The sequence below is a fragment of the Hyunsoonleella sp. J2K-J805 genome (assembly GCF_057167125.1).
Genome location: NZ_CM169901.1, coordinates 1,257,522 through 1,270,280 on the forward strand (window position 1 = coordinate 1,257,522; position 12,759 = coordinate 1,270,280).

A 12,759-nucleotide genomic window follows, 5' to 3' on the forward strand; every position below is an offset into this window, starting at 1 on the left:
AACATACTAAGTGAGGTTATTTTTGCAAAACAAACAATGATAATTACAAATTGTTTGTTACAAATGGGTAGGCAAAAATTTTAGAATGAAGCACATCATCATCTTATCAATCCTCTTCTGTTTTTTTTCAAGTATCCCGGCACAAAATAAAAAAATATATCAAATAACTAGGGCAGAAACCCCGCCAATTATTGATGGCAAGTTAGATGATGCCGTTTGGCAAAAGGCCGAAATAGCAACTGGATTTGTTGAATATAGGCCGGATATTGGGAATATACCACCCAAAAATGAACGAACCGAAGTAAAAATGAGCTATGATAATAAGGCTATTTATGTTGCAGCTTATCTCTATGACGACCCAGAACTTATCATGCGACAATTTAATGTAAGAGACAGTTTTGGACAAGCTGATTTTTTTGAGTTGGTTTTAAACCCAAACAATGATGGTATTAACGACGTGAAGTTTTTGGTATTTAGTTCAGGAAATCAAGCTGATGCCTTAACCAGTTCTGGAGATAATGATTTTAGCTGGAATGCAGTTTGGGACAGTGCTGTGAAACTTAAAGACGACGGATGGGTGGTAGAAATGAAAATACCATACAGAACGCTACGTTTTTCCAATAAAAATGTACAAACATGGGGTCTGCAGTTTCAGCGGCAATATAGGAGACGGCGTGCGCAATACGCTTGGAACCCCATTGATGTTACCGTAGGTAATTCCAGTCAATATCATGGAGAACTTAGAGGCTTAGAGGGAATTGAACCACCTACTAGACTAATTTTTTATCCTTTTACAACGGGTTTATTAAACACTTTTGACGGGAATACGGATACTAATTTTACCGTTGGCTTAGATGTTAAATATGGAATTACCGAAAACTTTACGCTTGATGCTACCCTTATTCCTGATTTTAGTCAAGCAGGTTTTGATAATTTAGAACTAAATCTGGGACCATTTGAACTCGCCTTTTCAGAACAACGCCAGTTTTTTACCGAGGGCGTTGACCTCTTTAACAAGGGAAATCTATTTTTCTCAAGAAGGGTTGGAAGCGCACCATCCAGTAATGCATCTTTAAACGAAAATGAAATTATTGTAAACGACCCAAATAGCGTTAAAGTTTTAAATGCCGTAAAAGTATCTGGCAGAACAAAAAAAGGTTTAGGTGTTGGAATTTTTAATGCTTTTACGGAACGAACAACGGCAAGTTTAAGAGACACTATCAGCGGAGAAACAAGAGATGAAGTAGTAGAACCATTTTCTAATTATAACATTGTAGTTGTTGATAAACAATTTAATCAAAACTCCTCTGTAAGCTTTATAAATACCAATGTCTCAAGGTCTGGTAAATTTAGAGATGCCAACGTTACGGGGTTACTAGCTGATATTACTAACAAGCGTAATACATATAACGTTGAAGGTCAGTTGAAAATGAGTCACCTAACGAATTCAGATGGATCTACAACTACGGGATATAGCACCTATGCTAGTACTGAAAAGACACATGGTAATTTTAGATACGGTATAGAACACGCGTATACAGATACCAACTATGATATTAATGATATTGGCCTATTACTTAGAAACAATTTCAATAACATTAGTATTGATGTTTCATATAGAATATTTGAACCAACCAAGCGCTTGAACAATTATCGCATTAACTCTTGGTTGAATTTAAGAAGATTAGCTAGCCCAAGTGTCTACACTGGAGGTAACACTGGCATAAGATATAGAGCTACAACTAAAAGGCTTCATAGTTATGGAGGTTTGGTAAATTTTAATTTTGGAAAACAGTTTGATTACTTCGAACCCAGACAAGAAAATAAGTTTTTCATATTCGAGAACCGACTATATGCTGAGGCTTTTATTTCATCAAACTACAATAATATTTTTGCCATTGATGCAGAAATAAGAGGTCGACGGTTTTTTGAAGCTGGCAGGGATTCCAGAGATTTTGGTTTTAGCATTGAGCCAAGAGTAAGGTTTACAGATAAATTCTTGGTTACCTATTCTTTTGATAGAGACAAGAGAAAAAACGATAGAGGGTACGCCACTAGGTTTAATGGAGAAAGTATTTTTGGCGAAAGAGATAGAATCACGATAACGAATAGAATAACTGGTCGTTATAATTTTGATCCGCTCAATGCATTAACATTAACTTTTCGTCATTATTGGTCTAACGTAAAATACGATGAACCTTTTTTTACATTACTTGATAATGGCAGATTGACACGTGAACAGGGGATTACAATTTCAGATTTAGTTAACGATCCTAATATTAATTTCAGTACGTGGAACCTAGATTTAAACTATTCATGGCAGTTCGCCCCTGGAAGTTTTCTAACGGCACTTTACAGAAATCAATTATTCAATGCAAATGATGCTTCAGATCTCGGGTTTTCTGAAACCTTAAACAACCTTTTTGAACAACCTATTCAACACACATTTTCCTTACGTATACAGTATTTCATTGATTATAATTACCTAAAGAAAGTAGTAAAACGAACAATTTAGCTCATTACGCTCAACTATTAATTGCGCAAGAGACCTTAAAACATTAAATTTCGGTTTTTTAAAAGCCCAATATGATAAAAGCTAAAAACATCCACAAATACTATGACGATTTACACGTTCTAAAAGGTGTAGATATTGAAGTCAAAAAAGGGGAAATTGTTTCCATTGTTGGCGCGTCAGGTGCAGGAAAAACCACGTTGCTTCAAATTTTGGGTACTTTAGACAGAGCCTCTAAAACTGAAGATTTTAATCTACAAATTAATGACACCGAAGTAAAAGTTTTAAACGATAAGGCACTTGCTAAATTTAGAAATGAACATATTGGTTTTATTTTTCAATTCCATCAACTTTTACCTGAATTTAATGCTCTAGAAAATGTATGCTTACCAGCATTTATTAAAGGTAGTAAAAAACATGATGCTGAAAAACGTGCCAAAGAATTGCTTGATTTTTTAGGCTTATCCCATCGTTATAACCATAAACCAAATGAATTGTCTGGTGGTGAGCAACAACGTGTTGCGGTTGCAAGAGCCTTGGTAAACAAACCAGATTTAATTTTTGCCGATGAGCCTTCTGGAAATTTAGATAGCGAATCTGCCGAAAACCTTCATAACCTCTTTTTTAAATTGCGTGAGGAGTTCGGGCAAACTTTTGTGATTGTAACCCATAATTCAGAATTGGCGGACATGGCGGATCGTAAACTGGTGATGGTAGATGGAAAAATTGTACCCTAAGCTACACGTTTTTTAAGTAGAGCTAATAGTCCTAAAACAGGTCCAATTCCTAAAATTAAGAATAAATATTTCGTATCGATTTTAAATTCCAAACTATTCAAAAGTTGAATACTAACAATAGTAATGGCAAAACCTATAGAGTTTACTATAGTTAGTGCTGTTCCCTTTATTTTAGCTATACAGTTTTGGGCTATTAACGTTGAGAATAGTGGAGAGTCTGCTATTACTGCCATTCCCCAAATTAGTAAAAAGATAAATCCAGCTATGTAAGTTTTACTTAGAAAAAAGAAAGGTGATACTAAACAACAGATACATGAAATCAATAAAGCTGCTGTAGCTACTTTTTTTGCATCAAATTTTTGAGACAAATATCCAGAAAACACACAACCTAAAGCACCAATGGCAATTACTAAAAAGCTGATAAACGAAATATCAAAAGTAATTTTGTGGTAACTCATATACCCCTTTAAAACTATTGGCAAAAACGCCCAAAATGCATAAAGCTCCCACATATGCCCAAAGTAGCCGAAAGCCGCAGATCTAAAACTTGAATTTTTAAAAACCTTATAAACTGCCGAAAAATCAAATTGTAATGCTCGTGATCTATATGGCCCATTTGGCACTAATACCAAAATTAAGAGACCACCTAAAATAGCCAATCCTGAAGTTACATAAATCACGAACAACCATGATGGAAAACCTCCAATACTTCTCAATAAATGCGGTAATGCAGTTCCTAAAACTAATGCACCAACTAAAAATCCAAGACACTTTCCTAAGTTTTCTTTAAAATAATCTGCTGCTATTTTCATTCCTACGGGATAGATCCCCGCTAAAAAGAAACCTGTAAAAAACCTAAACAGTATTAAAGAACTAAACGTATTAAATTCAAAAACAATTAAAACATTAAATAAAGCACTTACGATGGCGCTACAAAAAAATACTTTTGACGGCGAAAATCTATCGGTAATGGTATATAAAGCAAACACCAAAGTACCTAGAATAAATCCTAATTGCACTGCAGAAGTCAGATATCCTAATGCATTATTACTTAAATTAAAGTTAGCCGTAATAGCACTCATTACGCCATTGCCTGCAAACCAAAGAGAGGTACAGCAAAACTGAGAAAACACAATTATTGGTAAAATGTAGTTTTTAATTGGTTTCAATGTATTAATAGTTATAAAAAAGCTTGGTCTACTTTTTATTAGGCTAATTACAAGTATTTTTGCACAACTACGAAAACAAAAATGAAAAAACTGCCCAAAGCTGAATTAAAAGAGTTTCTTGACGCGAAGGTTATTGAATATAACAACCCAAAGTTTATTGAAAGCGATCCCATTCAAATTCCGCATCAATTTTCGAAAAAAGAAGATATTGAAATTAGTGGTTTCTTAACGGCTACCATTGCTTGGGGTAATCGTAAAAGTATTATCAACAATGCGAAACGTTTAATGGCCTTGTTAGATAATGCACCTTATGATTTTGTTTTGAACCACCAAGACATTGATTTAGAAAAACTACAACCGTTTGTCCACAGAACGTTTAATGGTGATGATACTATCCAATTTGTTAAATCATTGCAACATATTTATAAAAATCATGGTGGATTGGAATCTGTTTTTGCACTACGTGCTGAAGAAAATACTCTGCAGTATTCCATTTCAAAATTTAAAACCCTTTTTTTTGAAATTGAACATTTGCAGCGTACAGAAAAACACGTAAGTGATCCTTTAAAAAATTCTGCAGCTAAGCGTATTAATATGTTTTTACGTTGGATGGTGCGCAATGATAAAACAGGTGTAGATTTTGGAATTTGGACGAGCTTAACTCCAAGGCAGTTGTCTTGCCCGTTAGATGTACATTCGGGGAATGTAGCCAGAAAATTAGGTTTATTAAAACGAAAACAAAACGACGGTAAAGCACTTTTAGAATTGGATAAAAGCTTAAGAAAATTAGACGCTTCCGATCCTGTGAAATACGATTTTGCATTATTTGGTCTTGGTGTTTTCGAAGGGTTTTAAGTTTTGTTTTCGTTATCTTTAGACAAAATAAAAACACTTATGAATAGATTATCTACATTTTTGGTTCTTACCCTTTTTAATATAGCATTAACAGCACAAAACATTAAAATTCCAGCGGATACTATTGTTACCACCACTCATTCTGTAAATATAAAAGGGCAGCAAGTATCTTATACCGCAAATACGGGTACCCAACCTGTTTGGGATAAGAACGGAAAAACCATCGCTACTTTATTCTATACTTACTATGAACGTAATGGCGTAAAAAATAGAGCAGAAAGACCATTGGTCATTTCCTTTAATGGCGGTCCAGGTTCCGCATCGGTGTGGATGCATATTGCCTATACCGGACCAAAGGTGTTGAAGATTAATGATGAAGGTTACCCTATTCAACCTTATGGGATTAAAGATAACCCGAATTCTATTTTAGATGTTGCAGACATTGTTTATGTAAATCCTGTAAACACTGGATACTCCAGAATGTTAGCCGACAAGGAAGGGAAATACCCTGAACGTAAAACCTTTTTTGGTATTAATGCCGATATAAAATATTTAGCCGAATGGATTAATACGTTTGTTACCCGCAAAAATCGTTGGGAATCCCCAAAGTATATTATAGGCGAAAGTTATGGAGGCACACGCGTAATGGGGCTTGCAAAAGAATTACAAGAAAGCCAATGGATGTATTTGAATGGTGTGATTATGGTAAGTCCCGCGGATTATAAATTATACAGCACCAATCAACCTGTGTATTCTGCATTGAACCTCCCCTATTTTACTGCTGCGGCATGGTATCAAAAATCGCTACCAAATGCCTTACAGCAAAAAGATTTATTGGATATTTTACCCGAAGCTGAAGATTTTGCCATTAATACCTTGATGCCAACCCTTGCAAAAGGTGGTTTTGTTTCAGAAAATGAAAAGCAAAATGTAGCTGAAAAAATGGCGTATTACTCTGGGTTGAGCAAAACCTCTATTTTGCAGAATAATTTGGATGTATCCACAAGTTTCTTTTGGAAGGATTTACTCCGCGATAAAACGGGGCAAACCATAGGGCGATTAGATTCCAGATATTTGGGTATCGATAAAAAAGAAAGTGGTAGCAGACCAGATTATAATGCAGAACTCACCTCTTGGTTACATTCGTTTACACCAGCTATCAACTATTATTTAAGAGAGCACCTGAATTTTAAAACGGATATTAAATACGCCATGTTTGGAGATGTACATCCTTGGGACAGAAGAAACGATAACGTGCGCGAAGGACTGCGACAAGCCATGGCACAAAACCCTTATTTAAAGGTATTGATACAATCTGGCTATTACGATGGCGCCACAACCTATTTTGCAGCAAAATATACCATGTGGCAAGTAGACCCTAGCGGAAAAATGAAAGACCGCTTTACCTTTAAAGGCTACAGAAGTGGCCACATGATGTATTTACGTAGCGAAGATTTAAAAAATGCGAATGATGATTTGCGTGAGTTTATAAAAAGTAGTTTGGCTAATGGGAAGGCGGCTAAGTATTGATAATTGGAATTACCTTTTCAATTGACTTTGTAAATAATTCCTTCTACCTTCGTATACAGGTTGGCTATCCATGACCACGTTGTGCGTAATATGACAGAACCCGAAAATGAAATTCAATTTTGCACGGAATAAATATAAAGCGGAACTGCTCATAGACTGTTTTCAGAAAAACGGAGCACTATCGATTGAAAGCCCAATAAATCCATTCATTGTATCTTTCTATGAGATTATATTTATCACTGATGGAAAAGGTAAATTTAAACTTGACAACGAAACAATATCTTTCGATAGAGGTACAGTTTTACTTTTGCCGCCCAACAAATGGAGAGAGTGGCACAAGGTAGACAATGATTTTGAAGCGATTTATTTAATTTTTGAAGAGGAATCGATTTCTACATTTTTCAACGATGCCCTTTACCTCTATCGATTAAACTATTTCTACAATATCAATACACCTTCTTATCTAAACTTAACCGAAACGGAACTATCCTGTTTGGCACCTAAATTGGAGGAGTTAAAATCTGAACTGGTACAAGTGAAAAAAGACAGTGCGCATTTCCTTCGTTCCATTTTGTATTATGTGCTTATTCAATTGAATAGGCATTACCAAAAAGCGTATAAAATGAGAGAAGAATTTTATCAAAAAACTAACGTTCTAAAATTTAAAAAACTGTTAGAAGAGAATATTAAGAAAAAACACAAAGTAAAAGATTACGCTCAGTTGTTAGGTATTAGCACTTCTCATTTAAACAAATTACTAAATACTTACTTTGGAAAAAGTTGCTCAGAAATTATTCAAGAAAGATTAATTGCAGAAATAAAAAGAAATCTTTTGTTTCGAACAAAAGTATTGCCGAAATCAGTTATGAATTAAATTTTTCAGAACCTTCTAATTTTAATCGCTACTTCCAAAAGACGGTAAAAATGACACCTAAAGAATACCGAAATCAAAATGACTATTCTTAGTCTAATTTGATAATTACGCCCCTAGCTTCTTTATTCACCTTTGCATAACAAATTTAAGATTATGCAAATCAAAAAAAATCTAGGTCTATTAGTCTTAATAACGACTATAGTCTTTTCTGCGTGTAATAAAGACGATGATAAAACAACTCCTCCACCGCTTACTGATAGTCAAACTATTAATGTACGCAACACGCTTCAAATAGAAGCAGATACCAGTCAAGGTGGTACTGGAGGGGTTGAAGTTCCTGTAGAAGTTGTATTTAACGCGCCCACAGGGCAGTATAATCTTTCAAGCACTATTTCAAGTAACATAGAATTTGAAGATTATCTTGAAGGGTTATATGATATTGATTTTACTACAAATTCAGTTACATTCGATTTAGTAGCACCTGCCAACCACCCAATTTATGAGAATTTTTTTAGAATCATAGAAGCCAATACTTATGACCGTTACTACTTTACTTTTTCAGAAGGTCACAACATAGAGTCTACCACTTCTTCCAACCCCTCAGCTAAATTGAATATTATATCAAGTAATGAAGTAGTAGTCGAAATAGGAGAAGGTTGGGACTTTAATCCTGGTTCAAATTTTACAATCAATTTTAATTAACAAATATGAAAACTACAATTTATTTTACAGCGATAATGGTTCTCCTGTCATTTGCCGCTTGCGAAAATCAAACCAACTCAAAAAAGGAAGACAAATTGAATTTAGAAACCATAACCAAAAACGAAGCGTTGAAACTGGTGCAACCTTTTTATGATTTTTTAGGTGGTGATGCAACACCAGAACAAGTTCAACCAAGTTATCACAAAGACTGGATTTCTTATTATGACAACTCACAAGGTCGTACGATGGAAGAAACCTTAGGTTTCGTAAGTGAACCATTAGCTCAAATGGTGCCAGACCTAAAATGGGAAATCAAGGAAGTCTATATCACACCAGTAAATACCATAATAGTAAGAGGAGAAGCCAAAGGGACACCAGCAGGAGATAACTTTATGGGAGCACCCATTTCAGGAGAAAAATCATTCAAATTTATGAGTATTGATATTCATGAATTGAAAGATGGCAAAATAGCTAAAACATATCACGTAGAAGATTGGATAAGTGCCATACAACAAGTTACGGCAGAATAGAATACTGCGCACAAAGCGGTGTATAAGGGATAAACAGCTTAAGTACAAACTTGAGTCGCTATTTTGATTTTGATGAAACAAAATATATTGCTTACCGAAAATTAGTGCATAAAATCTGCTACTATCCTTGCACAAACCGGTCAAACAAACCTTCTAAAAGTAATATAATACTAGCAGTAGAACCCCAGCTGGCAAATACACCCGTGTTAGGGATTGAACGGTATGCTTCAACTGCGCTCAGCAAAGGTGTTTTAAATCCCCGACGCAGGAGGGATTGAGCAGTCAAAGCCCGCCTGCCGGCAGGTAGACCCGACCCGCAGGGAAACACCAAAAAAATAAATGTAAAGATTGTGCATTATTAAATTATAGCTATATTTGCAGCCAATTTCGAGTTAACCTCTGGCGAAAATCGTGAATGTTGTTTCGAATCAACTATTTTTAATTAAAAGGAAATGGAATCTTTAGTAAAATTTGTTCAAGACGAATTTGTAACAAAAAAAGACTTGCCAGAATTTAGCGCAGGTGATACAATAACAGTTTACTACGAAATTAAGGAGGGTAACAAAACGAGAACCCAGTTTTTTAGAGGCGTAGTAATACAAAGAAGAGGCTCTGGCGCTTCTGAGACGTTTACCATTAGAAAAATGTCTGGTTCTATAGGCGTAGAACGTATTTTCCCAGTAAACTTACCTGCACTGCAGAAAATTGAAGTTAACAAAAGAGGTAAGGTACGTCGCGCACGTATTTACTACTTTAGAGGACTTACTGGTAAGAAAGCGAGAATTAAGGAAAGTAAGCGCTAGACATTCTAGATACAATATTGACAAAGCTTTGGTATTTTACCAAGGCTTTTTTTTATTAACAAAAGTTAACAACTATAGTTTATAACCGGTTGATATATAATTTGTTATAAAATTTGGCGCGTCGGACGTTTTGTTGTATATTAGTAAAAGGAAATAGGTTAAGATATTTTATGTTTTAGCTAATTCTGATAAAGTAACGTTCTTTACATATTATTGTTTTTCGAGGTTTAGAATTTGAAATGCTTGCATTAAGAATGAAAAACCATGAGGTTGTAAATTATTCGAAACAGTGTAAATTGCTAGAATAAACGAACAACTAAAAGCTTAAAAATATAGACTTAAAGGTCTCAAAAAAAGCAGTGCTTGGTCGAGGCAAATCCACTTAGTGAATTATATACCGAGCATAAAGAAAAACAATCCACTGAAACATGGTGTGATAGGTCAATACATTTTGAAAATCACAACGTTATGTTTCATTGAGATAACTGGACTTGAATTGAAAAGATTTAAGGTAATACTTAAGTTGATTTTAGTTGAAATACTAAATTAGGTCAGGCAAAGTTATTTCAAAAAAGCCATGTCAGAATAGATTAAATTCTATAGTGATATGGCTTTTGTTTTTTTAATACTTTCTTATTGCTATCCTTAAAAAATTCTTATCCAGCAAAGCGTTTTTTAAAATTATGCTAAATGTGTCTGTTAAGTATACTTTTCGCTTGGATATACTTCTTTTATAACTCCCAATTTTTGTATATTCGCAGTCGCTAAAAACGAATCATCTTTTTATCCGCTGTTTTTAGCGTTACAATTACTAAAAAAATAACGACGCACATGTCTAAAATTATTTATACTAAAACCGACGAGGCTCCAGCCTTGGCTACACGCTCTTTACTACCTATTGTTAAGGCATTTGTAAAATCTTCTGGTATTGAGATTGAAACTAGAGATATTTCCTTAGCCGCCAGAATTTTAGCTGTATTTTCAGATTTTTTAAATGAAGACCAACGTGTTTCGGACGATTTGGCCATACTTGGTGAGATGGCGAAACAACCAGAAACCAATATTATAAAATTACCCAATATTAGTGCTTCAATCCCACAGTTAAAAGGTGCTATAAAGGAATTACAGTCAAAAGGTTTTAACATTCCTGACTATCCCAATGATCCTGAAAATGATACTGAAAAAGATATTAAGGCGCGTTATGATAAAATAAAAGGTAGCGCGGTAAACCCTGTTTTACGTGAGGGTAATAGTGATAGACGCGCACCAAAAGCCGTTAAGAATTATGCAAAGAAGAATCCGCATGCCATGGGCGAATGGAAAAGTGATTCTAAAACTCATGTAGCTACAATGAGCGCTAATGATTTTGCACACAACGAAAAATCAATAACGCTAAGCGACGCTACAAATATAATTCTAGAACATACAGACGATAATGGCAATACCACTGTATTAAAAAACAGTTTTCCTATATTAAAAGGTGAAATAATTGATGCTACGGTAATGCGCAAAAAAGCATTGATTGATTTTTTTGAAGCACAGGTTGAAGATGCGAGAAAACAAGGTATCCTATTTTCATTGCACATGAAAGGTACCATGATGAAGGTAAGCGACCCTATTATTTTTGGTCATGCAGTTAAAGTATTCTTTAAGGATGTATTTGCAAAACATGGGGCTGTTATAGAGCAACTTGGAGTAAATGTTAACTCAGGGCTTGGTAACTTACTAGAGCGTATTCAAGAATTGCCAGATGACAAGCGGAAAGAAATTGAGGCTGACATCGCCGCTACTTATAAAAAAGGACCTGGTATTGCTATGGTAAATTCCGACAAAGGTATTACCAATTTGCATGTACCAAGTGATGTGATTATTGATGCATCCATGCCAGCAATGATTCGCACCTCAGGTAAAATGTGGAATGCCGATGGTGACTTACAAGAGACCAAAGCAGTAATTCCTGATAGTAGTTATGCTGGCGTCTATGCCGCAACTATAGATTTTTGCAAAAAGAACGGCGCTTTTGATCCTACTACTATGGGAACTGTTCCTAACGTTGGTCTTATGGCTCAAAAAGCTGAGGAATATGGTTCTCACGATAAAACATTCGAAATACCTGCAAATGGTGTTGTAAAAGTGATTGATGATTCAGGCAATACTTTAATGCAGCATGATGTTGAGGAGGGCGATATTTGGCGCATGTGCCAAACTAAAGATGCACCTATTCAAGATTGGGTTAAACTAGCCGTTACTAGAGCAAGAGCTTCAGAAACACCTGCCGTTTTTTGGTTGGATGAAAATAGAGCACATGATGCTGAACTGATCAAAAAAGTAAACACCTATCTTAAAGACCACGACACTTCTAGTTTGGATTTAAGAATTTTAGCTCCAGTAGATGCCACGTTATTTACATGTGAAAGGTTAAAAGCTGGAAAAGATACCATCTCAGTATCTGGAAACGTATTGCGTGATTATTTAACAGACCTATTCCCTATTCTGGAAGTTGGTACCAGTGCAAAAATGTTATCCATTGTACCTTTAATGAATGGTGGCGGTTTATTTGAAACTGGTGCCGGTGGTTCTGCACCAAAGCATGTGCAACAATTACTTGAAGAAAATCACCTGCGCTGGGATTCTCTGGGCGAGTTTTTAGCCTTAGCGGTTTCATTAGAACATTACAGTGAGGTGAACAATAATGCCAAAGCCAAAATTTTAGGTGAAGGTCTGGATAATGCTACAGAAAAATTGTTAGAAAATAAAAAAGGACCTTCAAGAGTTGCTGGTGAATTAGATAATAGAGGTAGCCATTTTTATTTAGCACTTTATTGGGCACAAGAGTTGGCTAATCAAAATGAAGATGCTGATTTAAAAGCTGAATTTTCAACTATTGCAAAAGGCTTAGAAGATAATGAGGGTAAAATCATCAAAGAATTAATTGACATTCAAGGCAAACCTGCAGATATTGGTGGGTATTATGAACCAGATGAAGATTTGATAAATCAAGTGATGCGACCAAGTGAAACGTTCAATACAATTTTAAATTAAAATAC

At 35.1% G+C, this 12,759-nt stretch carries 11 protein-coding genes; 10 read left to right on the forward strand and 1 reads right to left on the reverse strand.

The window, feature by feature from the left end; all coding sequences use genetic code 11:
* The first annotated feature begins 85 nt into the window (after window positions 1-85).
* Together AC1B0Z_RS05530 and AC1B0Z_RS05535 are read left to right on the forward strand one after the other, a co-directional pair.
* A complete protein-coding gene (locus AC1B0Z_RS05530; RefSeq protein ID WP_483794607.1) occupies window positions 86-2,515 on the forward strand; it encodes a DUF5916 domain-containing protein in 2,430 nt (809 codons plus the stop codon).
* A 71-nt stretch (window positions 2,516-2,586) separates the two neighbouring features.
* Complete coding sequence (locus AC1B0Z_RS05535; protein ID WP_483794609.1) at window positions 2,587-3,249, forward strand: ABC transporter ATP-binding protein; 663 nt, start codon at window positions 2,587-2,589, stop codon at window positions 3,247-3,249.
* On the opposite strand, the gene AC1B0Z_RS05540 is transcribed toward AC1B0Z_RS05535, so the two are convergent.
* The gene (locus tag AC1B0Z_RS05540) at window positions 3,246-4,418 is read right to left on the reverse strand and encodes an MFS transporter (protein ID WP_483794610.1); all 1,173 of its coding nucleotides are present in this window, start codon (window positions 4,416-4,418) and stop codon (window positions 3,246-3,248) included. The genes AC1B0Z_RS05535 and AC1B0Z_RS05540 overlap by 4 nt on opposite strands.
* Before the next feature lie 90 nt (window positions 4,419-4,508).
* On the opposite strand from AC1B0Z_RS05540, the gene AC1B0Z_RS05545 reads away from it, so the two are divergent.
* From AC1B0Z_RS05545 to AC1B0Z_RS05580, 8 genes are all read left to right on the forward strand, one after another.
* Window positions 4,509-5,273, forward strand: a complete 765-nt coding sequence (locus AC1B0Z_RS05545) for a TIGR02757 family protein (protein ID WP_483795254.1) — start codon at window positions 4,509-4,511, stop codon at window positions 5,271-5,273.
* A gap of 39 nt (window positions 5,274-5,312) precedes the next feature.
* Window positions 5,313-6,803 carry a S10 family peptidase gene (locus AC1B0Z_RS05550; RefSeq protein WP_483794611.1) on the forward strand — a complete coding sequence of 497 codons (1,491 nt, stop codon included), beginning with the start codon at window positions 5,313-5,315 and terminating at the stop codon, window positions 6,801-6,803.
* A gap of 106 nt (window positions 6,804-6,909) precedes the next feature.
* On the forward strand, window positions 6,910-7,677 hold the full coding sequence (locus AC1B0Z_RS05555) for an AraC family ligand binding domain-containing protein (RefSeq protein WP_483794613.1): 768 nt from the start codon (window positions 6,910-6,912) through the stop codon (window positions 7,675-7,677).
* Window positions 7,662-7,769, forward strand: a complete 108-nt coding sequence (locus tag AC1B0Z_RS05560; protein ID WP_483795256.1) for a hypothetical protein — start codon at window positions 7,662-7,664, stop codon at window positions 7,767-7,769. The genes AC1B0Z_RS05555 and AC1B0Z_RS05560 overlap by 16 nt, the downstream gene beginning before the upstream one ends.
* A gap of 61 nt (window positions 7,770-7,830) precedes the next feature.
* Complete coding sequence (locus AC1B0Z_RS05565) at window positions 7,831-8,379, forward strand: hypothetical protein (protein ID WP_483794614.1); 549 nt, start codon at window positions 7,831-7,833, stop codon at window positions 8,377-8,379.
* A gap of 5 nt (window positions 8,380-8,384) precedes the next feature.
* Window positions 8,385-8,909, forward strand: coding sequence for an ester cyclase (locus AC1B0Z_RS05570; protein WP_483794616.1), 525 nt, complete (start codon window positions 8,385-8,387; stop codon window positions 8,907-8,909).
* A gap of 452 nt (window positions 8,910-9,361) precedes the next feature.
* On the forward strand, window positions 9,362-9,712 hold the full coding sequence (gene rplS / locus AC1B0Z_RS05575; protein ID WP_483794618.1) for a 50S ribosomal protein L19: 351 nt from the start codon (window positions 9,362-9,364) through the stop codon (window positions 9,710-9,712).
* Window positions 9,713-10,543: 831 nt separating this feature from the next.
* On the forward strand, window positions 10,544-12,754 hold the full coding sequence (locus AC1B0Z_RS05580; protein ID WP_483794620.1) for an NADP-dependent isocitrate dehydrogenase: 2,211 nt from the start codon (window positions 10,544-10,546) through the stop codon (window positions 12,752-12,754).
* Window positions 12,755-12,759 lie beyond the last annotated feature (5 nt).

What these genes read in the sequence shown, in the direction of transcription:
- AC1B0Z_RS05530 (WP_483794607.1), top strand. Translation starts at nt 86, where the DNA reads ATGAAGCACATCATCATCTTATCAATCCTCTTCTGTTTTTTTTCAAGT.
- AC1B0Z_RS05565 (WP_483794614.1), top strand. Translation starts at nt 7,831, where the DNA reads ATGCAAATCAAAAAAAATCTAGGTCTATTAGTCTTAATAACGACTATA.
- AC1B0Z_RS05535 (WP_483794609.1), top strand. Translation starts at nt 2,587, where the DNA reads ATGATAAAAGCTAAAAACATCCACAAATACTATGACGATTTACACGTT.
- rplS (WP_483794618.1), top strand. Translation starts at nt 9,362, where the DNA reads ATGGAATCTTTAGTAAAATTTGTTCAAGACGAATTTGTAACAAAAAAA.
- AC1B0Z_RS05550 (WP_483794611.1), top strand. Translation starts at nt 5,313, where the DNA reads ATGAATAGATTATCTACATTTTTGGTTCTTACCCTTTTTAATATAGCA.
- AC1B0Z_RS05570 (WP_483794616.1), top strand. Translation starts at nt 8,385, where the DNA reads ATGAAAACTACAATTTATTTTACAGCGATAATGGTTCTCCTGTCATTT.
- AC1B0Z_RS05580 (WP_483794620.1), top strand. Translation starts at nt 10,544, where the DNA reads ATGTCTAAAATTATTTATACTAAAACCGACGAGGCTCCAGCCTTGGCT.
- AC1B0Z_RS05555 (WP_483794613.1), top strand. Translation starts at nt 6,910, where the DNA reads ATGAAATTCAATTTTGCACGGAATAAATATAAAGCGGAACTGCTCATA.